At 65.0% G+C, this 23,671-nt stretch carries 24 protein-coding genes and 2 pseudogenes; 13 read left to right on the plus strand and 13 right to left on the minus strand.

The window, feature by feature from the left end; translation table 11 throughout:
- Positions 1 to 7: 7 nt before the first annotated feature.
- The 6 genes from L2A60_RS02155 to L2A60_RS02180 all read right to left on the minus strand — a co-directional run bounded on the left by L2A60_RS02155 (position 8) and on the right by L2A60_RS02180 (position 5,788).
- Positions 8 to 964 carry a type II secretion system F family protein gene (locus L2A60_RS02155; protein WP_235702723.1) on the minus strand — a complete coding sequence of 319 codons (957 nt, stop codon included), beginning with the start codon at positions 962 to 964 and terminating at the stop codon, positions 8 to 10.
- Positions 961 to 2,313, minus strand: coding sequence for a CpaF family protein (locus L2A60_RS02160; RefSeq protein ID WP_268920091.1), 1,353 nt, complete (start codon positions 2,311 to 2,313; stop codon positions 961 to 963). Before L2A60_RS02160 ends, L2A60_RS02155 begins: the two co-directional genes overlap by 4 nt.
- Positions 2,313 to 3,515 (minus strand): AAA family ATPase, encoded by a 1,203-nt coding sequence (locus tag L2A60_RS02165; protein WP_235702725.1) that lies wholly within the window; start codon positions 3,513 to 3,515, stop codon positions 2,313 to 2,315. Before L2A60_RS02165 ends, L2A60_RS02160 begins: the two co-directional genes overlap by 1 nt.
- A 34-nt stretch (positions 3,516 to 3,549) precedes the next feature.
- A complete protein-coding gene (gene cpaB / locus L2A60_RS02170; protein WP_235702726.1) occupies positions 3,550 to 4,377 on the minus strand; it encodes a Flp pilus assembly protein CpaB in 828 nt (275 codons plus the stop codon).
- A 51-nt stretch (positions 4,378 to 4,428) separates the two neighbouring features.
- Positions 4,429 to 4,614 (minus strand): Flp family type IVb pilin, encoded by a 186-nt coding sequence (locus L2A60_RS02175; protein ID WP_235702727.1) that lies wholly within the window; start codon positions 4,612 to 4,614, stop codon positions 4,429 to 4,431.
- Positions 4,615 to 4,807: 193 nt separating this feature from the next.
- Complete coding sequence (locus L2A60_RS02180) at positions 4,808 to 5,788, minus strand: adenosine kinase (protein WP_235702728.1); 981 nt, start codon at positions 5,786 to 5,788, stop codon at positions 4,808 to 4,810.
- A 400-nt stretch (positions 5,789 to 6,188) separates the two neighbouring features.
- Between L2A60_RS02180 and L2A60_RS02185 the strand changes: the two genes are divergently transcribed.
- From L2A60_RS02185 to gshB, 3 genes are read left to right on the plus strand one after another with little or no spacing between them, the layout of a single operon-like run.
- Positions 6,189 to 6,644 carry a bactofilin family protein gene (locus L2A60_RS02185; protein WP_316044761.1) on the plus strand — a complete coding sequence of 152 codons (456 nt, stop codon included), beginning with the start codon at positions 6,189 to 6,191 and terminating at the stop codon, positions 6,642 to 6,644.
- A 28-nt stretch (positions 6,645 to 6,672) separates the two neighbouring features.
- Complete coding sequence (locus L2A60_RS02190) at positions 6,673 to 7,023, plus strand: hypothetical protein (protein ID WP_235702729.1); 351 nt, start codon at positions 6,673 to 6,675, stop codon at positions 7,021 to 7,023.
- A gap of 33 nt (positions 7,024 to 7,056) precedes the next feature.
- Complete coding sequence (gene gshB, locus L2A60_RS02195; protein WP_235702730.1) at positions 7,057 to 8,004, plus strand: glutathione synthase; 948 nt, start codon at positions 7,057 to 7,059, stop codon at positions 8,002 to 8,004.
- Here gshB and L2A60_RS02200 read toward each other — a convergent pair.
- The 3 genes from L2A60_RS02200 to L2A60_RS02210 form a co-directional block, all read right to left on the minus strand.
- The gene (locus L2A60_RS02200) at positions 7,943 to 9,232 is read right to left on the minus strand and encodes an MFS transporter (protein ID WP_235702731.1); all 1,290 of its coding nucleotides are present in this window, start codon (positions 9,230 to 9,232) and stop codon (positions 7,943 to 7,945) included. The two genes, gshB and L2A60_RS02200, sit on opposite strands and share 62 nt — an antisense overlap.
- Before the next feature lie 285 nt (positions 9,233 to 9,517).
- The gene (locus L2A60_RS02205; RefSeq protein ID WP_235702732.1) at positions 9,518 to 9,721 is read right to left on the minus strand and encodes a hypothetical protein; all 204 of its coding nucleotides are present in this window, start codon (positions 9,719 to 9,721) and stop codon (positions 9,518 to 9,520) included.
- Positions 9,722 to 9,944: 223 nt separating this feature from the next.
- A complete protein-coding gene (locus tag L2A60_RS02210; protein WP_235702733.1) occupies positions 9,945 to 11,402 on the minus strand; it encodes an NADP-dependent isocitrate dehydrogenase in 1,458 nt (485 codons plus the stop codon).
- A gap of 183 nt (positions 11,403 to 11,585) precedes the next feature.
- Here L2A60_RS02210 and L2A60_RS02215 point away from each other — a divergent pair, with 183 nt between their 5' ends.
- On the plus strand, positions 11,586 to 11,939 hold the full coding sequence (locus L2A60_RS02215) for an ArsR/SmtB family transcription factor (protein ID WP_235702734.1): 354 nt from the start codon (positions 11,586 to 11,588) through the stop codon (positions 11,937 to 11,939).
- Complete coding sequence (locus L2A60_RS02220; protein ID WP_235702735.1) at positions 11,932 to 12,378, plus strand: SRPBCC family protein; 447 nt, start codon at positions 11,932 to 11,934, stop codon at positions 12,376 to 12,378. Before L2A60_RS02215 ends, L2A60_RS02220 begins: the two co-directional genes overlap by 8 nt.
- 34 nt (positions 12,379 to 12,412) lie before the next feature.
- On the opposite strand, the gene L2A60_RS02225 is transcribed toward L2A60_RS02220, so the two are convergent.
- From L2A60_RS02225 to ispF, 3 genes and pseudogenes are all read right to left on the minus strand, one after another.
- A complete protein-coding gene (locus tag L2A60_RS02225) occupies positions 12,413 to 12,850 on the minus strand; it encodes a type II toxin-antitoxin system VapC family toxin (protein WP_235702736.1) in 438 nt (145 codons plus the stop codon).
- A complete protein-coding gene (locus L2A60_RS02230) occupies positions 12,847 to 13,119 on the minus strand; it encodes a type II toxin-antitoxin system Phd/YefM family antitoxin (protein WP_235702737.1) in 273 nt (90 codons plus the stop codon). The genes L2A60_RS02225 and L2A60_RS02230 overlap by 4 nt, the downstream gene beginning before the upstream one ends.
- 67 nt (positions 13,120 to 13,186) lie before the next feature.
- A pseudogene (gene ispF / locus L2A60_RS02235) lies at positions 13,187 to 13,672 on the minus strand (2-C-methyl-D-erythritol 2,4-cyclodiphosphate synthase); the annotation flags it as partial.
- A 119-nt stretch (positions 13,673 to 13,791) separates the two neighbouring features.
- Between ispF and dusB the strand changes: the two are divergent.
- The 7 genes and pseudogenes from dusB to L2A60_RS02270 all read left to right on the plus strand — a co-directional run.
- Positions 13,792 to 14,841: a tRNA dihydrouridine synthase DusB gene (dusB, locus tag L2A60_RS02240; protein WP_235702739.1), complete on the plus strand. Its 1,050-nt coding sequence runs from the start codon at positions 13,792 to 13,794 to the stop codon at positions 14,839 to 14,841.
- Positions 14,838 to 15,989, plus strand: a complete 1,152-nt coding sequence (locus L2A60_RS02245; RefSeq protein WP_235702740.1) for a two-component system sensor histidine kinase NtrB — start codon at positions 14,838 to 14,840, stop codon at positions 15,987 to 15,989. The genes dusB and L2A60_RS02245 overlap by 4 nt, the downstream gene beginning before the upstream one ends.
- On the plus strand, positions 15,986 to 17,449 hold the full coding sequence (ntrC, locus tag L2A60_RS02250; protein WP_235702741.1) for a nitrogen regulation protein NR(I): 1,464 nt from the start codon (positions 15,986 to 15,988) through the stop codon (positions 17,447 to 17,449). The genes L2A60_RS02245 and ntrC overlap by 4 nt, the downstream gene beginning before the upstream one ends.
- A gap of 21 nt (positions 17,450 to 17,470) precedes the next feature.
- The gene (locus tag L2A60_RS02255; RefSeq protein ID WP_235702742.1) at positions 17,471 to 19,687 is read left to right on the plus strand and encodes a sensor histidine kinase NtrY-like; all 2,217 of its coding nucleotides are present in this window, start codon (positions 17,471 to 17,473) and stop codon (positions 19,685 to 19,687) included.
- Entirely contained in the window at positions 19,680 to 21,077 is a 1,398-nt protein-coding gene (gene ntrX, locus L2A60_RS02260) for a nitrogen assimilation response regulator NtrX (RefSeq protein ID WP_235702743.1), read from the plus strand. Before L2A60_RS02255 ends, ntrX begins: the two co-directional genes overlap by 8 nt.
- The gene (locus L2A60_RS02265) at positions 21,070 to 21,438 is read left to right on the plus strand and encodes a VOC family protein (RefSeq protein WP_235702744.1); all 369 of its coding nucleotides are present in this window, start codon (positions 21,070 to 21,072) and stop codon (positions 21,436 to 21,438) included. Before ntrX ends, L2A60_RS02265 begins: the two co-directional genes overlap by 8 nt.
- A gap of 46 nt (positions 21,439 to 21,484) precedes the next feature.
- Positions 21,485 to 21,652 (plus strand): annotated as a pseudogene (locus tag L2A60_RS02270) (helix-turn-helix domain-containing protein); the annotation flags it as partial.
- 142 nt (positions 21,653 to 21,794) lie between these two features.
- On the opposite strand, the gene L2A60_RS02275 reads toward L2A60_RS02270, so the two are convergent.
- Positions 21,795 to 22,727 (minus strand): EamA family transporter, encoded by a 933-nt coding sequence (locus L2A60_RS02275; RefSeq protein ID WP_235702745.1) that lies wholly within the window; start codon positions 22,725 to 22,727, stop codon positions 21,795 to 21,797.
- Positions 22,728 to 22,815: 88 nt separating this feature from the next.
- On the opposite strand from L2A60_RS02275, the gene L2A60_RS02280 reads away from it, so the two are divergent.
- Positions 22,816 to 23,664 (plus strand): LysR substrate-binding domain-containing protein, encoded by an 849-nt coding sequence (locus tag L2A60_RS02280; protein ID WP_235702746.1) that lies wholly within the window; start codon positions 22,816 to 22,818, stop codon positions 23,662 to 23,664.
- Positions 23,665 to 23,671 lie beyond the last annotated feature (7 nt).

The raw sequence follows: 23,671 nt of genomic DNA on the forward strand, positions 1-23,671 counted from the left end.
TGGATGCCTAACTGAGGCTGCGGCGAATGATCGTGCGCATGGTCAGCGTGCCCATCATCAACATGCCGACCGCCGCGCCGAAGATGAAGCGCCCTTTGCGACTGATGAACAGGACGGCCATGTATTTCGGCTGGAGCAACTCGATCCCGAGCCCGGCGACGATCGGGATGGCACCGAGGATCATGGCGCTGGTGCGTGCCTCGGCGGCAAGCGCGTAGCCTCGCGCCTTCATCGCAACCCGCTTGCGAATCACTTCGGCCAAAGTTTCCAGCGTCTGCGCGAGACCGCCGCCGGACCGCGCCTGCAGGCTGAGCGCCGTCGCGAAGAAGCCGTATTCGGGCAGTCTGGACCGTCCGGCGAGTTCCTTCAGCGCCTGATCGAGCGGCGTCCCGATCGAGACCTGATCCGCGATATGGGCAAATTCCACCGCGGTCGGCCTGGGCATGTCGCGGGCGATGATGCGCAGCGCCTCCTGCACCGGAATTCCGACCCGGACGCAGCGCACGATGGTCGCCAGCACGTCGGGAAACTGGTTCAGCAGGACCGAGGACCGGCGCGCATGGATGGAGCCGAAAACGAAGCGCGCGATCATGATGGTCGCGAGCGGCCAGAGCGCGGTGCCGATGCCGCCGAACATCATCGACGCCAGGAACGCAACCGCGCGCCCGGCAGCACCCACGCCGATCAGGATCGCCCACCAGGGCGCCGGATAATCCAGCGCCCGTTTCCGGTCGATTCCGATGCAGCTCAACGCCAGGTCGAACGGGCGGTGAAATCGTTCCAGAATCTTGGCGGATTCCGGCTTCCGGTCGGTGTCCTGGACGATCAGGCCGGTGGTGACGCGGCTGAGCCGCAAACCCATCCGGCGCTCGTGCCGGTCGGCATGGACGACATTGACGGCCAGAAAAACCAGGCCGATCGTCATGATCAGGCTCAATGCCAGAAGGACCGGCAGATCGGTCATGCGCCGCATGCCTCTTCGAGAGCGGCCGACCAGGATCGCAACAGGCCGAAATAGGTCAGGCGTTCGTGGAAGCTCGACCGCATGCGCGAGACGATATAGCGGCCGAGCAGCCGCCCCGTCGCGTCCTCGCCCTGCATTTCGTATTTGAAGATGTCGTTCAGCAGCGGAGTTTCGCCCTCGATTCCCGACATTTCGGTCAGCTGCACGACGCGCCGCCCGCCATCGCGCTGACGTTCGACCTGAACGATCAGGTTGACCGCGGAGACGACCTGCATGCGGATGGCCCGCAGCGACAGGCCCATGCTGGCCATCTGAACCATGTTTTCGATCCGCGCCAGCGCATCGCGCGTATTGTTCGCATGAATCGTGGACATCGAGCCGTCATGCCCGGTGTTCATCGCCTGGAGCATGTCGAACGCTTCCGGTCCGCGCACCTCGCCGATGATGATCCGGTCCGGCCGCATGCGCAGCGCGTTGCGCAACAGGTCGCGCTGATTGATTTCGCCCTTGCCTTCGAGATTGAGCGGCCTGGTTTCCAGCCGGACCACATGGGGCTGCTGAAGCTGCAATTCGGCGGCGTCCTCCACCGTGACGACCCGCTCCGCCGGGTCGATGAAACTGCTCATCGCGTTCATCAAGGTGGTCTTGCCGGAGCCGGTCCCGCCGGAAATCACCACGTTGAGCCGGCACCGCGCGGCGATTTCCAGAATGCGCGCGATCGGCGGCGTGAGCGAGCCGTATTCGATCAGCCGCGCGAAACTGATCGGCTTTTTCGCGAATTTGCGAATCGACAAACAGGGGCCGTCGAGCGCGAGCGGCGGCAGCACGATGTTGACGCGCGAGCCGTCCTTCAACCTTGCGTCGACCATCGGGCTCGATTCGTCGACCCGCCGCCCGACCGAGGCGGCAATACGCTGGCAGATATTGGCAAGATGCGCGGAGTCGCGGAATCGCACTTGCAACTGGTCCAGCTTGCCGCTGCGCTCGGCAAACACCTTCTCGGGGCCGTTCACCATGATGTCGGTGATCGTGTCGTCTTCCAGCAAGGGCTCCAGCGGGCCGAGGCCCAGCATGTCGTCGACCAGTTCCGCCGCAATCTGGCGCTGCTCGCGGCCGTTGAACTGAATCCGGTGTTCGGTTGCCAGTTCGGCGAGCAGAACCTCGACCGTATGGAGCAGCCGCGACTGCGACAGAGATGCGATCACCGACGCGTCGATTTTCGAAAGACAAAGCGCGCGGATCAGATCGACGTCTTTTTGCCGGACGCCCGCCTGGATTTTGCCTGAGCCGATCGACCCGTCGAATGGCTGGGTGGTCGAGCGGCGGCCGAATACCGGCGATGCGTCCATCACACGCCAACCGTGGCGGCACCCGCGCCAACCACATGCGCGAGTTCGATCAGCGCGTCGCGGAACTTGCCTTTCCTGGTCACGATGACCTCGCCAAGATCGGCGGCGCGTGACGCCGCCTGGGCGATATCGGGTACGACCACGGCAATCTCCGTCTTCAGCAAAGCCTCGATCCGGCTCGGCATCATCTGGCGCTGCCGCTGGTAGCGGTTGAGGACGAGAATGGGCCGGGTCGCCTGCATCGGTCCCGGCGGACGGCCGAGCCAGCGCCACGCATGGGCAAGGCTCTGGGATGTGGCGTCGACGACCAGGACACGCTGTTGCGCAAGCGCGAGAATCTCGGCGGCAAAACCGAAAGGACGCGCCGGAATATCGGCGATCACGAAATTGTAGCGCTGGCGCAAGGCAGCCGAAAGCGCCCTTCCGCCGCCCGGCCGATAGGGGAATTTCTCGGTCAATGGTTCCTCGGCCGCCAGCACATGCAGGCGTTCGGCCGCGGGATGGGCGGCGCGCTCGATCAACAGCGGATCGATCCGGTCCGGCGCCTCGATCGCGGTTCTGAGGCCGGTACTCGGCGGCACGTTCATCGCCAGCGCACCGCTGCCGCGATGCAGGTCGGCGTCGAGCAGGATGGTATGTCGGCGCGTCTCCGCCCCGACCAACCAGGCAAGATTGGCGGCAAGCGTCGTCACGCCGATGCCGCCGCGCGTGCCGCAAATGGCAATCATCGCACCGCCGCGGGCGGAGTCGATTTCAGGAATTCCACCGGCCGCCCAGGGCAGAAATTCCCGCGCCACCGCCGCGGCATCGAGCGGTTTCGGAAGATACTCCTTGACACCGAGATTCCGGGTGAGCGTGCGGTAGAAACTGACGCTGCGGTTATCGCCGATCACCAGCACCCTGGTCCCCGGATCGACCACGCTCTCAAGCTGAAGCATCGCGGTGAGCGGCTGGTCCTCTCCTGAAATATCGACCAGGATGGTCGCCGGCGTTTCGACCCGGCGCAGATGACCGACCGTCTCCCGGAACGAAAGCCGGTGCAATTCGAGCCCGGCCGGGAATGCGGGGCCGAACACCGTCCTCAGAATGTGGACAGTGTCGGCATCGCCGACGAAACCCGCAAAACCGGACCGTCCCGGATGCGCGCCGGACGGGCATGAGAAATGCGACACATCCAACACCTGATTTGGCGGAACGTTCATGAACGATCCCGCAGGATTTTGCCGCCGGGACGACTCATCGCGGAGTGAACTCGGTCTGCCGCGCCGGTCCCTGAAACACGGTGACGCTGTCGGCCGCCATCGGCGCGCTGACCGCGGCAAGCGCGGGGGAAACCTGACCGCTATAGACCGGCGGCGGTGCGGGACGCGGCAGCTTTGCCGCATCGGTCGGCCGGACGATCAGCGACAGCGGACCGAGATGGGCGGCGACGGCGACGCGCTCGGCCTGGTCTGGCGTGACTTCGAGCGTGACGGTGCGCGCGAGAGCGCGCGGCCGGGTTTTCGCGTCGGCACCCTGAACCAGGCGCTGATCGATCGCGATGACCCGCACATCGGACAGGACGGTTTCGGCGGCAACGCTTTTCGCGGGCGGCAGATTGGGCGCGCTGAGCTGCTGGGTGAGCAGAAGATCGACGTGATCGCCCGGCCAGATCAGCCCGGCGGTGCCGGTGACCGCATCGACCCCGACCGAGACGGCGCGCATACCGGGTTGCAGGACGGCGGCGAGAAAGCCGTGATCGCCGGGGCGGATCACGTCGCCCGCCACGATCGGCGCATCGGCGCCGAGCGGATGGCGCACCATGGCGCCGGTATAGGACGAACGGTTGAACGGCGTATCGGGCACGGTGCCGAGCGGCGCCCTGGCGCCGTGCTCGACCAGGGCGGTGAAATCGGCCGGCTGGATCAGGCTGCCCGCGCGCAGCGCATGCGCGGTCGCAAGAAGCAGGATTTTATGCGGCGCCGCTTCGTGCGGCCTGGCCGGATGCAGATCCAGCCAGGCCACCGTGCCGAAACCCGCGAGACCGATCGCCAATAGACAGAATAAAGAGACTCGCAAAAGCATGAGTGTTTGCCTCGATGAGGAACGATAATTTCTCGCCCCGCTCGTGCGTAATCAGAGATGCGTGCTGAGGTTGGTAAACAACGTACTCAGATCGGTTCCGAGGGTGGAAACGGCAGTAACGATCGCGGCGGCGATCAGCGCCGCGATCAGCCCATATTCCAGCGCGGTCACGCCGCGCTTGTCGTTGACGAGAGAAATCCCGCGTACGGCGAGCCAGGTTTTCGCATAGTCGAGCATGGTCGATTCTCCTGCACGCCGCGAGGCTGGCGCCCGAAGCGCGACGATGATGAATGGCATGGCGCCGGGATTTTCCCGGCGGCTGCGCGGCTTCAATTGAGAAGGCCGCGAAGCCGGTTTTCAGGCCTGCATATCAGCAGAAGAATCTTGCCAAATCGTTAACGGGCCACGCCGATTCGATGGCGGCGAGGCTTTATCGCATCAGCGCCGCGAGAGTTGCCGCATCCGGCCGCGCGCCGATCCGCGCGATCGCGGCCGAGGCGGTGCGGCTTGCCAGTGCGGCGCAGGCGGGAAGACTCTCGCCGCGCGACAGGGCGACCATGAATCCCGCCGCATAGGCATCGCCCGCGCCGGTGGTGTCGACGACGTCGGTGAGGACCGCATCGGCGCGATGGCGGGTCACCCCTTCGACGATCACGCTGCCCATCTCGCTTCGCGTCAGCGCCGCGAGCGGCACCGATCGTGCCGCCGCATCAGCCGCGCTCTCGAAATCGTTCCGTTCGAACAGGGCACGGATTTCCGCTTCATTGGCGAACAATATATCCACGCCCTCCGCGATCAGGTCGAGAAACCCGGCGCGGTGGCGGTCGACGCAGAACGGATCGGAGAGCGACAAGGCGACAAGGCGACCCGCCGCGCGGGCGATGCGCGCCGCCTCGCGAAACGCTTCCTGCGCCGCCGGGGGGTCGAACAGATAGCCTTCGAGATAGAGGATCGCCGCCGAGCGGATCGCCCCGGCGTCGAGATCGTCCGGGCCGAACGCGCCGCCCGCGCCGAGATAGGTGTTCATGGTGCGCTGGCCGTCCGGGGTCACCAAAATCAGGCAGCGCGCGGTGGGATCGCCGCCGGCGAGCGGTTCGGTGGGGTAATATACGCCCATCGCCCGCATGTCGTGCGCGAACACGGCGCCGAGCTGGTCGTCCGCCACCTTGCCGAGAAAGGCGACCCGCGCGCCGAGACCGGCCGCCACCGCACAGCTATTGGCGACCGAACCGCCGGAGGCTTCCTGCCCGGCCGGCATCGCCGCATAGAGACGCTCCGCCATCCCGGCATCGATCAGCGCCATGGACCCTTTGCGCATATCGTGCCGATCGAGAAACGCATCGTCGGTGCGGGCCAGAACATCGACGATCGCATTGCCGATACCGATCAGATCGAGCCGCGTTGCGGTCATCGCCGTCTCCTGTGATGGATGGTCACGTCCGCCTAACATCCCCGGCGGCCCGCACCAAGTATCGGCCAAGACATGGCCGGTGCATTGCCGCGCGGATAATCGATCGGATTGCGGAACCTTGGGGAAAACTCGGGTTTTTTGGCCGCCCGGTCATTGTCCGGCGCGCGCCGTGCGTGCTAGCTGCCGAGACCGCGATGCGAGTGGAGGTTCCGTGATCAAGTTCCTGAAACGCGACGACCAGCAATCCGACCCGAAACATGACCAGGATTCGCAGGAAACCGGCACGCAATCGTCTCAGCAGGCTTCGGATGACGGGCTCAGCATGCCGCCATTCCGCCCCGCGACGCCATCTCCGAGCCCGCGATCCGCCGACATTACGCCTACCGAAAAGGAGACGCCCATGGCCCGTTCCCCCTTCGCTCCGACCCAGCCGCAACCCGCGCCGGCGACCCAGCCGGCCTCGCCGCTGCCCGGCGCTGCTTTCCGTCCCACCGGCACTCGTGCGCCGGAAGCCGCCGAGCGCCGTACCCTGGTCGTCGGCCGGGGCATCAGCGTGCAGGGCGTGGTGCAGGACGCCGAACGCCTGGTGGTCGAAGGCACCGTCGAAGCCACGATGATCAATGCGACCGAGCTCGCGATCGCCCAGGGCGGCGTGTTCAAGGGCGAGGTCGAGGTCGAGGAGGCCGAGATCGCCGGCACGATCGACGGCACGTTGACCGCGCGCCACGCGCTGATCGTGCGCGGAACCGGCAAGGTGCTCGGCACCGCCCGCTGCAAGCGCCTGCAGGTCGAGGATGGCGGCCAGATCACCGGCCGGATCGAAATGATCACCGATAGCGGCGCCAAGACCGACTGACGGAAATCGGACGCCGGATCGGCGAACCGTGAAGCGGACACGCCCAATTTGGTGGCTGATGGCCTCGGTGCCGCTGGCGCTGGCGGGATGCGCCGCCACTCCCGCGCCCCGTACGGCCGCAAACGCCGGATCGGCCGCCCCGGCGACCCTGGTGGGCGCCACGCCGTCCAGCCTGCAAGCCGAACTCGGCGCGCCCGCCTTGCGGCGGATCGACGGGCCGGCCCAGGTCTGGCTTTACGATTCGCGGGTCTGCCGGCTCGACGTCATTTTCTATCCGAGCAGTGCCGGCCAGCCGGAAGTCGCGACCGCGAGACCGATGCCGCGCGGGATATCCCAAGCCTCCTGCCTTGCCAGCCTGGAACAGAACCGCGCCTCCTGATAGAGGAGCGAGCCGAAGCAGGATGGAGTGGGCATGAGCGGTTTGCGGGTCGCGGTCCAGATGGACCCGATGGACAGCATCGATATCGACGGCGATTCCAGCTTCGCGCTCATGCTGGAAGCGCAAAAGCGCGGCCATCGCCTCTGGCATTATCTGGTGCGCGATATGTGGCTGGAAGCCGGCGTGCTGCGCGCGCGGGTGCGGCCGGTTTCGGTGCGGCGCGAGCCGGGCACTCATTACACGATCGGCGAGCCTGAAATCGTCGATCTCTCGACCATGGACGTGGTGCTGATGCGTCAGGACCCGCCGTTCGACATGGGCTATATCACCGCGACCCATCTGCTCGAACACATCCATCCCAGGACTCTGGTGGTGAACGACCCGGCTTCGGTGCGCAACGCGCCGGAGAAACTGCTGGTCATGGAATTCCCCGATCTGATGCCGCCCACGCTGATCGCCTGGAACCGGCAGGCGATCCGCGATTTCCGCGCGCGCTACCAGGACATCATCGTCAAGCCGCTGTTCGGCAACGGCGGCGCGGGAATTTTCCGCATCCAGCCGAATGACGAGAATCTGGGCGCGCTGCTCGATCTGCATTTCGGCATCTCGCGCGAGCCGCTGATGGTGCAGCGCTACGAACCCGCCGTGCGCGCGGGCGACAAGCGGATCATCCTGATCGACGGCGAGGCCATGGGCGCGATCAACCGGGTGCCGGTCGAGGGCGATGCGCGTTCGAACATGCATGCCGGGGGCGTCGCGCAGCCGACCGAACTGACCGCGCGGGACCGCGAGATCTGCGCGCGCATCGGCCCGGTTCTGAAGGAGCGCGGGCTGCTGTTCACCGGCATCGACGTGATCGGGGAGTATCTCACCGAGATCAACGTGACCTCGCCCACCGGCATCCAGCAGATCGCGCGTTTCACCGGCGTGCATCTGGAACAGGCGATGTGGGACCGGATCGAGGCGAAACGGTCAGCGTGATACGCCGGAGCGTGAACGCCAGACCAAGGGCGATCAGCGGCGGGATACCAAGGCCGAGAAAGGCGAGTTTCCAGCCGATCAGCCCGATCAGCGTGCCGCCCAGCGCGTTGGACAGCGAAGCGCCGATCCCCTGCACCGTCATTACGAAACCGAGCACGGTCTGGGTGCGGCCCGATCCCCAGGACAGATCGGCGGCGAGCGGCGGGGTTATCACGCCGAGCGTCCCTGCCCCCATCGCATCGAGGATCTCGATCGGGAACAGCCAGACCGGTGCGATGCCGAACGCCGCGATCCCGGCGCGGACCGGCAGGATCGCACAGGCGCCGATCAGCAAAGGGATGCGCCCGTAGCGCTCGGCGAGCCGGCCAACCACGAGGGCCACCGCGATCATCGCGATCTGCGAAACGATCACGCAGATCGACATCCAGCGCGTCGCGTTGCCGGCAGCACCCTGGCCGCCGAAATGGGCGAGGCGCAGCCCGAGCAGCGGCAGCATCGCGGCATTGCCGAGATGGAAGAACATCAGGGTGAGGGCAAAGATGAATATCGGCCGCTGACGCACGAAATCGCGCCAGCCCATCGGCTTGCTCCCGGCGGCAAGCCCCATGCGGGCAATCGCGCCGGATGGCGGCCTGAGCAGCATCAGCGCAACCAGGGTGAGCGTCGCCATGCCGGCCAGAACCAGCAGCGGCATGTTCGCTCCGAACCGCTTCGCGCCGAGGAAGACCAGCAGGGCGGCGGAGACGTTGCCGGCATTGCTCCAGGCCGCATTCCGCCCCTGCTGGCTGGGAAAATGCTGTCTTCCGACATAACCGAGCGTCGCCGCCGCCATCGCCGGCCCTACAACGGCGGCGCCCACCGCCTGGATGATTTCGCCGGCCACCACGAACGGCAAGGCATGGCCGATCACCATGGTCGCGACCCCGAGCAGGATCAGCGCCGACCCGGCCATCACCATCAGCTTCGGCCGGCCAAGCCGGTCCACCAGCGCGCCGCCCGGCGTGTTGAATGCAAGACCGAACACGCCGCCCAGCGTCATCAGCAGGCCGATGCCCTCGGGGGACCAGTGCAGCGCCTCGGCGAACCAGGTGGGCAGGAACGGACCAAGGCCGCCGGCGACATCGGCGAGGAAGAAATTGACCGCGGCGAAGCCGGGCGGCGCCTTGCGCGGCGCGGTCTCGCGCAGCGTGCCGCCGGCGGCACGCGCATCGTTCGAGACCGCCTCCATGCGATGGACATGGGAGTTCGGACCGATCGCGCCAAGCTGATGTCGTTTGCGATCGACGCTTCACGCCGCATATCGAGACACAATAGAGCGCGATGATTTTCAGCCGATCACGCTCTGGTCCTTGTTTGGGCGAGCAATTTCATGGCTTTGCGGATCGATGAGGGTTTCGACGGGAACCCAGCCGCCGAAAACGCAAAAAAACGACCCGAGGCAATCCCCGGATCGTTCTCCGATCGTCTTTTCGCACGAAGCCTGACTGAATGGGCGGTCAGGCGCGTCGCGGGATCAGGCCGCCTTGGCGTGCTGACTGGTCTTCTGGTGGGCTTCGGTCGAGTGCTTGTGCGCCATCTCGGATTGGGTGAGGGCCTTCTGCGAATGCTCGAGCGACGCCTTGTGATCACCCTTGCCCTGGTGTTCTGCGGCGGTGTGATGGGCCTTGGCCGCATCTTCGTGTGATTTTGCTGCGTTCTGGTGACTGGTTTCGGCCATTTTGATATCCTTTATAAGGGTTTCCGCGCAGATCGCGCGGTAATTCGGCGCAATGCGGCTCCGAAAAACTACAAATAATGCGTGACAGGGTCAGATATTGTCTCGTCACAATTATCTGCGTTCCTACAGATTGGTCAAAATAATTCAAAAACAACCTGATTAAGTGCTATAAATTATTATTTATATTTTCTGATTACAGAAAACAATCGCCCGATACTTCGAATCATGCTTCGCCCTGGGGCCGCTCGAAGGCGTCCTTGCCGTCGAAACGCTGCAGTTTCTCGACATGCATCCAGGAATGTTCCTGCCCGATCGCTTTGACGAGATCGGAGATCCCCTGCGGCCCGTTGCCCTGCGCCGGTTCCTTCAGCATGAAGCGGCAGTCGAAATGATCGACCAGGAAGGTCTGCCCGCCGGTGGAGGGCCAGACCTGCACGCCGCGATTCGAGATGGAATCGAGCTTCAGCGCGCTGCCTTCGGCAAGCTGGGTCAGGGAAGCGCCCAGCTCGGCGGCGGAAAGGTCGCTTTCGATGAACACGTCCACGCCGAGCAGCTCACGGGTTTTCGGCTCGGTATGGGCGGTGAGGTTCGGCCAGGGCGTGAGGCTGAGCGGGTGATAGTCGCGCGAGGGCTGATTGCTGGCGCGCCCCAGATTCGCGATCACCTGGCCGACGAATTTGTCGGTACCCACACCGTGGCCGCGCGGCGAGAGATCGCCGGTCAGATTCTGCCCCTCGGCCAGGGTGATGAACAGGGCCTGCTCGATGGTCGCGGCGGTCTCGAACGCACCGATATGGCGCAGCATCATGATCGCCGCCGATAAGAGGGCCGTCGGGTTGGCGAGCCCCTTGCCGGCGATTTGCGGCGCGGAGCCGTGAACCGCCTCGAAAATCGCCGCGTGATCGCCCAGATTCGCCGACGGCGCGATGCCGAGGCCGCCCACCAGCCCGGCGGCGAGGTCGGAAATGATGTCGCCGTTCATGTTCGAGGTCACGATCACGTCGAACTGCTCGGGCGCGATCACCAGTTGGTGCGCGCAATTGTCGATGATGATGTGGTCGCGCGCGATGTCCGGGTAGTCCGGGCCGACCTGCTCGAAGACGCGCTTCATCATGCCCTCGGTAAGCTTCATGATGTTCGCCTTGGTGGCGCAGGTGACTTTCTTGCGATCCTCGGCGATGGCGAGGCCGAAGGCGGCGCGGATGATGCGCTCGCAGCCGGGGCGGGTCATCAGCTTGAGGCATTGCGCGACATCGGGTGTCTGCATGTGCTCGATGCCGGCATAGACGTCTTCGACGTTTTCCCGGACGATCACCATGTCGATGCCGCGCCCGGTGAACGGCGTCCTGATGCCCGGCAGCTCGCGCACCGGGCGGATATTGGCATAGAGCTCGAAATGCTTGCGCAGGGTAACGTTGGCCGATTTTTCGCCGTAGCCGACCGGGGTTTCGAGCGGGCCTTTCAGGGCGAGGCGGTTTTTGGCGATACTGTCGAGAGTTTCGCGCGGCGCGCCGGAAGCGATGCCCTTCTTGAACACGGCAGCGCCCGCCTCGGCCATCTCCCACTCGATCGGCGCGTTCGCCGCCTCGAAAATGCGCCGCGTCGCCTCGAACACCTCGGGGCCGATGCCGTCGCCCGGCAGGGCGGTGACGCGGGTTTTGCTGGCAGGCGTGGCACTCATCGATCGATCCCCGTTTCTGTTTCCGCGCCCTATACGCCGCCAATGCGACACGCGCCACCGCGCCCGCCACCCCGCCCCCGCTACCCCGCCCCCGCTACCCCGCCATGTCATGGTCGATGCCGGGTTCGGGAATGGCAAAAAACTTCTTGACTTAACCGATTAGTTATTTAACTAATACGTTAAATGATGAATCTCGACACCACATTCGCCGCCCTCGCCGACCCGACCCGCCGGGCCATCCTGTCCCGCCTCGCCTTGGGCGAGACAACCGTGGGGGAGTTGGCGGCGCCGTTCAGCATCTCGCTGCCCGCCATTTCGCGCCATCTGCGCGTGCTGGAACACGCCTCGCTCATCGTGCGCGAAAAGGACGGCCAGCACCGGCGCTGCAGACTCGATCCCCGCTCCCTCAAGGGTGCGAGCGAATGGCTCGATTTCTATCGCCGCTTCTGGAGCGAAGCGTTCGACCGGCGCGACGACCACCTCAAACAAACCGAAGGAGACGACCATGGACACGATGTCGACAAACACGATGGCTGACCCGAACCTGTCCCTCGAACTGTCTCGCCGCTTCGCGGCACCGCCGGGCCGGGTATACGATGCCTGGCTGACCGGGGCATGGGGCGAATGGCTGCCGCCGTTCGGCGCGACCTGCACCGTAACCCGGATAGAGCCGCGGGTCGGCGGCAATTACGCGGTCCGCATGACCATGCCGGACGGCAGGATCATCGAAATCGGCGGAACCTATCGGGAAATGGTCCGGCCGGAACGGCTGGTTTTCACCTGGGCCGGCAATTACAACAACCAGGAAACCCTGATCAGCGTGGCCTTCCGGCCGGATGGCGACGGCACGCTGATGACCCTGCGGCAGACCGGATTCCAGAGCGGCGACCTCCGCGAGGGCTATAACCGCGCCAGGAGTGGCGAGGGCGGCTCGTTCGACAAACTCGCTGCCTTCCTGGCGAAGGCGGGTGCCTGAGTGTCCGTGCCCCGATTCACATGGCGAATGCAGATCAGCACGCCACGACGTTGACGAATCCAGCTTCGGCATAGGCGATGATTTTGCGGTCGCGCGTCACGATGGGTACGCCCAGATGGCGCGCGGTCGCGATGATCAGCCGGTCGCCCGGATCGCCATGCGGCTCGCCCGGCAGATACGAAGCGTCGATCGCGATGTCCGGCGTGATCGGCGCGTCGCGGATACCCGGCCCCGCCATGAGTCGGGTAAACCAGGTTTTCGGGTCGGGCAGGAACTGCAACGGCGCGTCCCGTCCCGGTCTTGACCGGCTGAGCATGCCGATTTCCCAGGCGGAGGCCGGCGAGACATGGATGGCGCCGTCGATGCCCGCCGCGATGATCGCGTCTCGTGCGGCATCGGCGATGGCATCCCCGTTGGCGAGCCAGATCAAAGCGCAGGTGTCCAGCAGAACGCCGGGCGTGGCGCCGTTCATCCGTGCAGGTCGCCCCGAGCGGCAATGAAATCTTCATCCGCGACCGGCGCGGTGAGGTCGAAACCGGATGGTATGACGACCGAACCGCGCATGAAGCCATGCAATCCGCGTACTGCCGCGACATCGTCGTCAGGCGGGGTCAGGACGGCGACGATGCGCCCGCGCTTGGTAATGGTGACGCGCTCAAGCTCATGGCTGGCCAGCCGATCCAGGATGTCGAGGCATTTGGCCTTGAATTCGGCGGCGCCGATCGTCTGGGTGTCGATCATGAATAGTCTCATACAGTCATGTTATATGACTAGTCATATCATATGGTCATAAATAATGCAAGTGCCATCAAGAGCCGAGCGGCAGGAGCACCATCGCGGCCGCCTGGGCGGCGATGCCCTCGCCGCGCCCGGTGAAGCCGAGGCGCTCGCTGGTGGTCGCCTTCACCGAAACCCGGTCGATCGGAATCCCCATCAGCTCCGCGAGACGCGCGCGCATTTCGGGGGCATGAGGGGTGATTTTCGGCCGCTCGCAGATGAGGGTGACGTCGGCGTTCGCGATCGCGCCGCCCTTATGCGCGACCAGCCCCGCCGCGTGGCGCAGGAATCGCGCGGAATCGGCGTCTTTCCAGGTCGCCTCGCCGGGTGGGAAATGCCGGCCGATATCGCCCTCGGCCATCGCGCCGTAGAGCGCGTCGCACAGGGCATGAATGCCGACATCGGCGTCCGAATGGCCGGCGAGCCCCTTGTCGTGCGGAATCTCGACGCCACACAGGATGAGCTTGCGGCCTTCCGCCAGCGCGTGAACGTCGAAGCCCGTGCCGACCCGCGGCAGCGCGCCGGTGGCGATGAGCGATTTCAGGTCCATGCGTGTCTCCGGTAATGCGCGTAATGCAGGCGGCTTTGGCGATTGAACGATTGCGCGTCAATGCCCGCGCCTGTAGTGCTTAAATCATGAGCACGGACCAGCAATCCATCCCGCAACTCAAGCCGATCGTCCTGCGCGCGCCGCGCGGCGCCGTGACCATCGACGTGCCGGTGATCCTCGCGCCGATGTCCGGCGTGACCGACCTGCCGTTCCGCCGGCTGGTCAGGCGCATGGGCGCGGGGCTGGTGGTTTCCGAGATGATCGCGTCCTGGGCGATGATCCACGAAAACGCGGCAACGCTGCGCATGGCCGAAGTCGTGAGTGGCGGCGGGCCGTCCTCGGTGCAGCTCGCCGGCTGCGAACCCGAGGCGATGGCCGAGGCGGCGCGGCTCGCGGTCGATCGCGGCGCCGACCTGATCGACATCAATTTCGGCTGCCCGGTCAAGAAAGTGGCGGTCGGCCAGATGGCCGGCTCGGCGCTGATGCGCGACGAGATACAGGCCGCGCGCATCCTGACAGCGACGGTGCGCGCCGTCGATGTGCCGGTGACCTTGAAAATGCGCATGGGCTGGGACCGCCAGAGCCTGAACGCGCCGCGCCTCGCGCAAATCGCCGAGGAGTCGGGCATCGCCATGGTCACGGTGCATGGCCGCACCCGCCAGCAATTTTACGAGGGCATCGCGGATTGGGATTTCATCGCGGACGTGAAGAACGCGGTTTCGATTCCGATCATCGCCAATGGCGACATCACCACCGAGGATCAGGCGGCGGAGGCGCTGGCGCGCTCCGGTGCGGATGGGGTGATGATCGGGCGCGGCGCCTATGGACGGCCGTGGTTCCCGGCCCAGGTCGGAAGCTACCTGACCACGGGGCGGCGTATTCCGGCGCCGGATCTCGCCACCCAGCACGGCATTCTGCTGGAACACTACCGCGCGATGCGCGCGCATTACGGCGAACACGCCGGGCTGCGGGTCGCCCGCAAGCATATCGGCTGGTATGCGCGCGGGCTGCCAGGTGCCGCGGAGTTCCGCGCCGCGGTCAACCGGCTGGACGAGGCCGAAGCCGTCGAATCGCTGATTGCCGGATTGTATGAGCGGGTCATGGCGCATCAAGCCCCGTTGCGGGAGGCGGCATGAGCGGCCTGCGCGGTGCATTTCGCCGCCGCGCACCGGCCATCGCCCGGCGATCCGAAGCGCCTGCCGAAGCCGGAAGGCTGCTCGACGCCCTGCCGCTCGCGGTGATCGAACTCGACGCCGACGACCGTTTCCTGTTCGTCAATTACGCCGCGGAGGAATTGTTCGGCTCCTCGGCATCGTTTCTTTGCGGCAAGCCGCTGCACGACATCCTGCCCGCCGATCATCCGATTTTCATGGTTCTCGACCGGGCGCGGCGCGACGGTGCGACGATCGCGGAGCATGACCTTGCGATCGAAAGCCACCGCCTCGCGCGGCGCGGCGTCTCGCTTCAGGCCGCTCCGATCGCCGAAGCGCCGGGGCATCTGGTGGTGACGCTGCAGGACAGTTCCGCCGCCCGTGCGCTCGACCAGCAGCTTTCCGCGCGCAATGCGGCGCGCAGCATCACCGGCATGGCGGCGGTGCTCGCCCACGAGGTGAAAAACCCGCTCTCGGGCATTCGCGGCGCCGCGCAACTGCTGGAGACCAACGCCGCCGCCGAGGACCGCGAACTCGCCGTGCTGATTCGCGACGAGGTCGACCGCATCCGCAACCTGGTCGAACGGATGGAAATGTTCGGCGACAAGAAGCTCGATCTGCACGCGGTGAACATCCATCGCGTGCTCGAGCATGTCCGCAAACTCGCGCAGCAGGGATTCGCCGCGCGCATCCGTTTCGTCGAAACCTACGATCCCTCGCTGCCGCCGGTGCTCGGCAATCGCGACCAGCTCGTTCAGCTCCTGCTCAACCTGATCAAGAACGCCGCCGAGGCGGTCTCCGAAACCGAACGGCAGGACGGCGAGATTCAACTCCTTACGGGATTTCAGCATGGCGTGCGGCTGGCGGCCTCGCCGGCACGGAGCCAGCCGAACCTGCCGATTTTCATTGCGGTGCGCGACAACGGCGCGGGCATCCCCGAGGATATCAGGCGTCATTTGTTCGAACCCTTCGTCAGCACCAAGGCGGCGGGCAGCGGGCTCGGTCTCGCGTTGGTCGCCAAAATCGTCGCCGATCATGGAGGATTGATCAACGTGGACAGCCGGCCCGGCCGTACCGAATTTCGTATCCATCTGCCGCCCTTCGAGGATCAGACGGAGAGTGACCGCGCATGACCACCCTGCCCACCATCCTGATCGCCGACGACGATCGTTCGATTCGAACGGTATTGACTCAAGCGCTCGGCCGTTCGGGCTATCAGGTGCGCACGACCTCCTCGGCGGCCACGCTCTGGCGCTGGGTCGAGGATGGCGAGGGTGATCTGGTGATTACCGACGTGCTGATGCCCGACGAAAACGGGCTCGACCTTGTGCCGCGCATCAAGCGCATCCGGCCCGAATTGCCGGTCCTGGTGATGAGCGCGCAATCGACCATCCTGACCGCCGTGCAATCGACCCAGCGCGGCGCCTTCGAATATCTACCCAAACCCTTCGATCTCGGCGAATTGCTCGGCATCGTCGATCGCGCGCTGAAGCAGCCGGCGATGCAGACCCCGGCGGCGCCGGAACAATCGCCCGAGGACAATCTGCCGCTGATCGGCCGCTCGGGCGCGATGCAGGAAATCTACCGGGTGATCGCCCGGCTCACCACCACCGATCTGACCGTGATGATCACCGGCGAATCCGGCTCCGGCAAGGAACTGGTCGCGCGCGCGCTGCACGATTACGGGCGCAGGCGGCAAGGCCCGTTCGTCGCGATCAACATGGCGGCGATCCCGCGCGAACTGATCGAGAGCGAGCTGTTCGGCCATGAGCGCGGCGCCTTCACCGGGGCGACCAACCGGCATGTCGGGCGGTTCGAGCAGGCGGCGGGCGGCACGCTGTTCCTCGACGAAATCGGCGACATGCCGCCCGAGGCGCAGACGCGGCTGCTGCGCGTGCTGCAGGAAGGCGAGTTCACCACCGTCGGCGGCCGCCAGCCGATTCGTGCCAATGCGCGCATCGTCGCCGCGACGCACCGGGATTTGCGCGTGCTGATCCGCTCCGGCCAGTTCCGCGAGGACCTGTTCTACCGGCTCAACGTGGTGCCGATCCGCCTGCCGCCGTTGCGCGAGCGGCCGGGCGATATCGCGCTCCTCGCCAGCCATTTCCTCGCGCGCGCGCAAAGCGAGGGCCTGCCGGGCAAGACACTCACGCCCGAAGCGGTGGCGCGGCTCGCATCCTATCGCTGGCCGGGCAATGTGCGCGAGCTGGAGAACCTGATGCGCCGCTTCGCGGCCTTGGTGCCGCAATCGGTGATCACCGATGAGATCGTCGAGGCCGAACTCGCCGACCGCGCGATCATCGACGATGCGGCGCCGCACGGCACCGAACCCGCACCCGACACGCCACAGGCGATCGAGCGGGCGATCGAACGCCATGTCGCCCGGCTGATGGGCGAGGCGCGCGACAAGGGCGAGGATGGCGTGCTGTATGACCGTGTGCTCGCCGCCTTCGAGGAACCCTTGATCCGCCTCGTGCTCGCCGAGACGCGCGGCAACCAGATCCGCGCGGCCGCGCTGCTCGGACTGAACCGCAACACGCTGCGCAAGAAGATCCGCGAGCACGATATCGGCGTCTCGCGCCGGGTCGGCTGAAGGAATCGTCGTTTGGACCGGATGACCCAAGAGCTGAACAATCCAGTGCAGTCGCCGATCCGGGCGGGATTGCTGGACGTTCTGCTCGGCCGCGTCTCCACGCTGGTTCTCGCGGCCCTGGCCTTGCTGCTCGGCATCGGCAGCTTCGCCTATCTCGCGGGCGGCATCAAACTCGAACTCCATTCGGGCTCGGCATTCGGACTGGCGATCGGCGATATCGCGATCCTGCTCCTGCTCATCACGGTGCTGGTGGCGCGGGTCACCCGCGTGGTGATGGAAAGCCGGCGCGGCGCGGCGGGCGCGCGGCTGCATGTGCGCCTCGTGCTGCTGTTCGGCGGGGTCGCCGCGATACCGGCGATCCTGGTCGCGATTTTCGCCGCCGTGTTCTTCAATCTCGGCATCCAGGCCTGGTTCAATCAGCGGGTGCGCACAGCACTCGCGGAAAGCCAGCAGGTCGCGGTGGGCTATCTCGACGCGAAGAAGAACAGCATCCGGCTCGACGCGCTGGCGATCGCCAACGATCTCAATCAGAACGGGCCGATTTTCTACGGCGACCCCCAGAATTTCTTCAACCAGGGGTTTCTCAATCTGCTGGTCGCGCAGACCGCGCTTCACGGGCTGACCCAGTCGGCGATTTTCGAGCCCCTGACCAACAAGGTGGTGGCCTCCGCCGGATTATTCGCGGGAGCGGGCGTAACGTTGCCGCCGGAAGACAAGATCGCGGATGCCGAGAAACATCAGGTCGCGGTGTGGAGCGCGCCGAACTCGACCCTGGAGCGCGCGGTGGTGCAGCTCGACGCCACGCCGACCCTGATGCTGATGGTCGAACGGCCGATCGATCCCTCGATTCTCGCCCATGTCGACCGCACCCGCCAGGCGCTCGCCGAATATAACCGGCTGGAGCATCACCGCGCGCAGTTCGAGGTGTTTTTCGCGCTGATTTTCGCAACCGTCGCCCTTCTGGTGCTGTCCGGCGCATCGCTGATCGGGCTGGTGTTCGCCAACCAGATCGCCCGTCCGATCAGCTATCTGATCGAGGCGGCGGAGCGGGTACGGGGCGGCGATTACCTGGTGCGGGTACCGGAAGGCGACAGTGGCGACGATGTCGCCGGATTGTCGCGCGCCTTCAACCGCATGACCGGGCAGATCGCCGAGCAGCGCACCGAGCTGATGAGCGCCTACGGCCAGCTCGACGAACGGCGTCGCTTCACCGAAACCGTGCTTGCCGGGGTTTCGGCAGGGGTCATCGGACTCGACCTCAAGGGGCGGATCGAACTGCCCAACCGCACCGCCTCGATCCTGCTCAACCTCGATCTGCTCGCCCATCTCGGCAAGCGACTGGTCGATCTGTTGCCGGACTTCGCACCCTTGGTCGAGCAGGCACAGAACCACCCGGAAAAACCCGCGACCGGCGAAATCGAACATGGCACGGCCAACGCGAAACGCGTGTTCCTGGTGCGCATCGGGGCCGATCTGAAGGGCGAACGGGCTACCGGCTTCGTCGTGACGTTCGACGACATCACCGAACTGCAATCGGCGCAACGCAAGGCCGCCTGGGCCGATGTGGCGCGGCGCATCGCCCACGAGATCAAGAACCCGCTCACCCCGATTCAGCTTTCCGCCGAGCGGATGAAGCGGCGCTTCGCCCGCGAAATCACCACCGATCGCGAAAGTTTCACCCAGTGCGCCGACACCATCGTCCGCCATGTCGGCGATATTGGCCGCATGGTGGACGAGTTCTCCGCCTTCGCGCGGATGCCTCAGCCGATCATCAAATCCGAGGATCTGGGACGCATCGCGCGCGAGGCGGTGATTTTGCAGCGCAGCGCGCATCCGGGCATCGACTGGCGGGTGGAATGCCCCGATCCGGCGCCGCGCGCGCCCTGCGACGCAAGGCTGATCGGTCAGGCCCTGACCAATCTGCTGCAGAACGCCGCCGATTCGATCGGGATGCGCCCTGGCGACCCAGGCGGACATGTAACGCTCCAGATCACCAGCAACGGCGGGACGCGGCGTATCGCGGTGATCGACGATGGCATCGGCCTGCCGGACCATGATCGCGCCCGGCTGGTGGAGCCCTATATAACCCATAAATCGAAAGGCACCGGGCTTGGGCTCGCCATCGTGCGCAAGATCATGGAAGATCACCATGGTGGACTTGAACTGACCGATCGCGAGGACGGACCGGGCGCGATCGTGACGCTGACCTTGCCGAGCGAACAGGAGAACGATGTCTGAGATCCTGATAGTCGACGACGAGCCGGATATCCGGCTGCTGATCGAAGCGATCCTGCGGGACGAAGGGTATACGACGCGCAACGTCGGATCGTCCGACGAGGCGATCGCCGCGTTCCGCGACCGCCGGCCTTCGCTCGTCGTGCTCGACGTGTGGCTGCAGAACTCGCCGCTCGACGGGCTCGGCATTCTCGACGTGATGAAGGCCGAAGCGCCGGATATGCCGGTGGTGATGATCTCCGGTCACGGCACGATCGAGATGGCGGTGAACGCGATCCAGCACGGCGCCTATGATTTCATCGAGAAGCCGTTCAAGTCCGACCGCCTGCTGCTGATCGTCCAGCGCGCGCTGGAAGCGGCAAGGCTCGCCGCCGAGAACGCCGAACTGCGCCTGCGCATCGGCGCCGATTCCAGCCTGACCGGTTCCAGCGCCGCGATTCACGCGCTGCGCCACGCCATCGAGAAGGTGGCACCCACCGGCTCGCGGGTGCTGCTCTCCGGTGCGGCCGGCGCGGGCAAGGAAGTCGTCGCGCGGATGATCCACGCGCAATCCAAGCGCGCCGACAACCCGTTCATGGTGCTGAACTGCGCGATTCTGGCGCCCGAGCGCGTCGAGGTGGAATTGTTCGGCACCGAGGCGGGCGCCGATGCGGGCGCGCAGCCGCGCCGCGCGGGCATATTGGAGCGCGCCAATGGCGGCACCCTGCTGCTCGACGAGATCGCCGACATGCCGCTGGAAACCCAGGGCAAGATCGTGCGCGTGCTGCAGGATCAGAGTTTCGAGCGCATCGGCGGCAGCCATCGCGTCAAGGTGGATCTGCGGATCATCGCGAGTTCGGCGCGCGACCTTCAAGCCGCGATCGCAAACGGAAAATTCCGCCAGGATCTGTATTACCGGCTCGCCGTGGTGCCGCTGCGGGTGCCCAGCCTGCGCGAACGGCGCGAGGATATCCCCGAACTCGCGGCGCATTTCCTCAAGCGCGCCGCCGATACCTCCGGCCTGCCGCCGCGCGTGCTGTCGTCCGAGGCGCTGGCCGCGCTTCAGGTGCATGACTGGCCCGGCAACGTGCGCCAGTTGCGCAACGTGATGGACTGGCTGATGATCATGCATCCGGGCGAGGCTGGCGAGCCGTTCCGTGCGGAGCATCTGCCGGTCGAGATCGGCGCCCACGCGCCCCGCGCCCTGGCGATCGACCCGCTGGCCGACATCATGGCCTTGCCGTTGCGCGAGGCGCGCGACGTGTTCGAAACACAATATTTGCAGGCGCAATTACTGCGTTTCGGCGGCAATATCAGCCGCACCGCGAATTTCGTCGGCATGGAGCGCAGCGCGCTGCACCGCAAGCTCAAGCAGTTGGGCATCGGCGCCGAGGATCGGGTGGGGAATGCTTGATCATGTAACGATCGGCGTCAGCGACATGGATCGCTCAACAGCATTCTATGACGCCGCCCTGAAAATCGTCGGCATTGAGCGTCTTTATGCCGAAAGAGACGAATTTGCCGGCTATGGCGCCGATGGAAAGGCGTTCTTCTGGATCGACCTCAAGACGGAAACGATCACGGGTGTCCACGTGGCGTTCATGGTCGTGGACCGCGCGAGTGTTGATCGATTTCATGCGACAGCACTCGAAGCAGGAGGCCGCGACAACGGCAAACCCGGCCTGCGCCGGCATTATCACCCGCATTATTATGGGGCTTTCGTTCTCGACCCGGATGGTCACAATATCGAAGCGGTCTGCCATCGTTCGGCATGATCGAGGTAAACACAATGCTCCCTTACCGACGCGGCACCGCCGTGCGCGCCAGGCGCGCGACGTGTTCGAAACACAATATTTGCAGGCGCAATTACTGCGTTTCGGCGGCAATATCAGCCGCACCGCGAATTTCGTCGGCATGGAGCGCAGCGCGCTGCACCGCAAGCTCAAGCAGTTGGGGATCGGTGCGGAGGATCGGGTAGGGAGTGGGTGATTCGATGAGCGGAACGCAAGGTTTGTAACGGGTCGGCTTGAATGTCGGAGATGTATGGGGGATGTTCGTACCATGGGTATGCAACCGATAAATGCTTGTTTCCTTGCCCCCCTTGTGGTGCATTTTTTTGTTAATTATGAACCTAACTGTGGTCAGCTTTCGAATTAGACAATGTTAGTTTCGGCTCTAATTCATGGATCGCCACGCCTGCTGTCTTGATCGTTGTTAAGTACACTGCTCCGATACTTGCAATAATGACTGCCAGAATCCCGGAGATCTGTCGGATCGATAGCATCTGACCGAGAATCAGAAATCCGAAGACAGCCCCAATCGCCGGCTCCAGGCTCATCAGGATACTGAACGCGCCCATGTCCATTCGCCGCAACGCCATCATCTCGAACGAGAAGGGGATCAGCGGCATCAGTAAAGCCAGCCCCGCGGCAGCCGGAAGCTGCCCAAGCGACAGCTCGGACGGCTCGATGGCAAACGCTAACGGCAAGGCTATCAGCGCCGCCACAACGAGCGACAGGCAGAGCCCCTCTTGCTCCGAAAAGAGCCGGCCGACATGCCGGGTCAGCACGATATAGGCGCCCCAACCAAACCCGGCGCCGAGCGCGAACAGCATACCGGTCGGGTCGAGCAGCCAACCCTTATCGCCATAAGTTATTGCCAGGACCCCGACCGCCGCGAGTAGTGGCAGCGCAAGCCTCGACCAGCCTTTGAGCGCAGTCGCGGCGACGGCCAGTGGACCGAGAAAGTCGATGGTTGTCGCCGGGCCGAGCGGGATGCGGATCACGGCCTCGAAATAGGTCAAAGTCATCCATGCCATGGTAACACCAAGTGCGATGGTGCCGATCCATTGCCGCCGATCGAAGCGGAAGATTTTCGGCTGGGCCAGCATGAGCATGACGACGGCGGCGCAGGCCAATCGCATGGCCGTGATACCGAACGAGCCGTGCGTAATCATCACCGGCACTGCGATGGCGGCGCCGAACTGAACGCTGAGCATCGAGCCTAAAGCGAGTCCCGAGCCTGTCAGTCGGTTCGATTGTCTGCGTAGCTGAAACGCCATCATCTTCACCCCTGAGGAAGTGGTGAGGCATATCAGATGATGCGTCCAAAAGGATCTGGCTAAAATTTACTGCCTCCTATAAGTTTTCATTATGGCCATAGACCTCGATACCGGATTGCTCAGGAATTTCCTCGTCTGTACGCGCCTCGGCAGTATCAGCCGTGCCGCACATGCGCTCGGGCGCACTCAACCGGCACTAAGCCAGCAACTTCGCCGGTTGGAAGATATTGTCGGCGAGGCACTTCTTCAGCGCGCGGCGACGGGTGTTTCGCTGACTGCGGCAGGTGCCGCATTGCTCCCCTACGCCGAGCGGATACTCGCACTTTCAGGTGAAGCCTTGGCCGGCGTTCCGCGCGCCAAACTTTCGGGACGGTGCAGCGTCGGCATCCTGGAGGATTTCACGGGAACGTCTCTGCCGGCGGCGTTCGCCGATTTCGGACGCCTGCACCCAGACACGACGCTGGAATTGGTCGCATTGCTCGGCTCGGAGACGCGGACAGCGCTCGATAGTGGCCGAATCCAGCTTGCCCTGTGTGATGCCGAATTCCTCGAACGCCCGCCGCGCTGGAGCGTTCGCGTTCCGTTGCTTTGGGCGGCGGCGGAAAATTTCGACGCGACGATCGACCCTCTGCCATTGGTCATGTTCTCCGAGCCGTGCCGATGGCGTAGCCTTGCTTTCTCGGCTCTGAGCGTAGCAGGGCGATGTTGGCGGATTGCTTTTGAGAGCGGCAGCCTCACCGCCATCCATGCCGCCGTGCGCGCGGGCCTGGGCGTCACCACACTGCTGCCGACGGCCATGGCACAAGGCGTCGTCAGTGCGCCCGTTTCCCAGTCTCTCCCGGCGCTAACCGATATTGAAATCGGGTTGGCACGCCGGCCGGAAAGTGAAGGGGACGTTCTTACGAACGCTGTCGAGGGCATGCTGAAGCAGCTTGCGTAACCCGGCG

It is taken from the genome of Acidiphilium iwatense, from assembly GCF_021556475.1.
GTDB classification, from domain to species: domain Bacteria; phylum Pseudomonadota; class Alphaproteobacteria; order Acetobacterales; family Acetobacteraceae; genus Acidiphilium; species Acidiphilium iwatense.

Bases quoted from the DNA above. Each gene is read 5' to 3' on its own strand.
- L2A60_RS02155 (WP_235702723.1), bottom strand. From the start codon at position 964: ATGACCGATCTGCCGGTCCTTCTGGCATTGAGCCTGATCATGACGATC.
- L2A60_RS02160 (WP_268920091.1), bottom strand. From the start codon at position 2,313: ATGGACGCATCGCCGGTATTCGGCCGCCGCTCGACCACCCAGCCATTC.
- L2A60_RS02165 (WP_235702725.1), bottom strand. From the start codon at position 3,515: ATGAACGTTCCGCCAAATCAGGTGTTGGATGTGTCGCATTTCTCATGC.
- cpaB (WP_235702726.1), bottom strand. From the start codon at position 4,377: ATGCTTTTGCGAGTCTCTTTATTCTGTCTATTGGCGATCGGTCTCGCG.
- L2A60_RS02175 (WP_235702727.1), bottom strand. From the start codon at position 4,614: ATGCTCGACTATGCGAAAACCTGGCTCGCCGTACGCGGGATTTCTCTC.
- L2A60_RS02180 (WP_235702728.1), bottom strand. From the start codon at position 5,788: ATGACCGCAACGCGGCTCGATCTGATCGGTATCGGCAATGCGATCGTC.
- L2A60_RS02185 (WP_316044761.1), top strand. From the start codon at position 6,189: ATGGCCCGTTCCCCCTTCGCTCCGACCCAGCCGCAACCCGCGCCGGCG.
- gshB (WP_235702730.1), top strand. From the start codon at position 7,057: ATGAGCGGTTTGCGGGTCGCGGTCCAGATGGACCCGATGGACAGCATC.
- L2A60_RS02200 (WP_235702731.1), bottom strand. From the start codon at position 9,232: ATGGAGGCGGTCTCGAACGATGCGCGTGCCGCCGGCGGCACGCTGCGC.
- L2A60_RS02205 (WP_235702732.1), bottom strand. From the start codon at position 9,721: ATGGCCGAAACCAGTCACCAGAACGCAGCAAAATCACACGAAGATGCG.
- L2A60_RS02210 (WP_235702733.1), bottom strand. From the start codon at position 11,402: ATGAGTGCCACGCCTGCCAGCAAAACCCGCGTCACCGCCCTGCCGGGC.
- L2A60_RS02215 (WP_235702734.1), top strand. From the start codon at position 11,586: ATGATGAATCTCGACACCACATTCGCCGCCCTCGCCGACCCGACCCGC.
- L2A60_RS02220 (WP_235702735.1), top strand. From the start codon at position 11,932: ATGGCTGACCCGAACCTGTCCCTCGAACTGTCTCGCCGCTTCGCGGCA.
- L2A60_RS02225 (WP_235702736.1), bottom strand. From the start codon at position 12,850: ATGAACGGCGCCACGCCCGGCGTTCTGCTGGACACCTGCGCTTTGATC.
- L2A60_RS02230 (WP_235702737.1), bottom strand. From the start codon at position 13,119: ATGATCGACACCCAGACGATCGGCGCCGCCGAATTCAAGGCCAAATGC.
- dusB (WP_235702739.1), top strand. From the start codon at position 13,792: ATGAGCACGGACCAGCAATCCATCCCGCAACTCAAGCCGATCGTCCTG.
- L2A60_RS02245 (WP_235702740.1), top strand. From the start codon at position 14,838: ATGAGCGGCCTGCGCGGTGCATTTCGCCGCCGCGCACCGGCCATCGCC.
- ntrC (WP_235702741.1), top strand. From the start codon at position 15,986: ATGACCACCCTGCCCACCATCCTGATCGCCGACGACGATCGTTCGATT.
- L2A60_RS02255 (WP_235702742.1), top strand. From the start codon at position 17,471: ATGACCCAAGAGCTGAACAATCCAGTGCAGTCGCCGATCCGGGCGGGA.
- ntrX (WP_235702743.1), top strand. From the start codon at position 19,680: ATGTCTGAGATCCTGATAGTCGACGACGAGCCGGATATCCGGCTGCTG.
- L2A60_RS02265 (WP_235702744.1), top strand. From the start codon at position 21,070: ATGCTTGATCATGTAACGATCGGCGTCAGCGACATGGATCGCTCAACA.
- L2A60_RS02275 (WP_235702745.1), bottom strand. From the start codon at position 22,727: ATGATGGCGTTTCAGCTACGCAGACAATCGAACCGACTGACAGGCTCG.
- L2A60_RS02280 (WP_235702746.1), top strand. From the start codon at position 22,816: ATGGCCATAGACCTCGATACCGGATTGCTCAGGAATTTCCTCGTCTGT.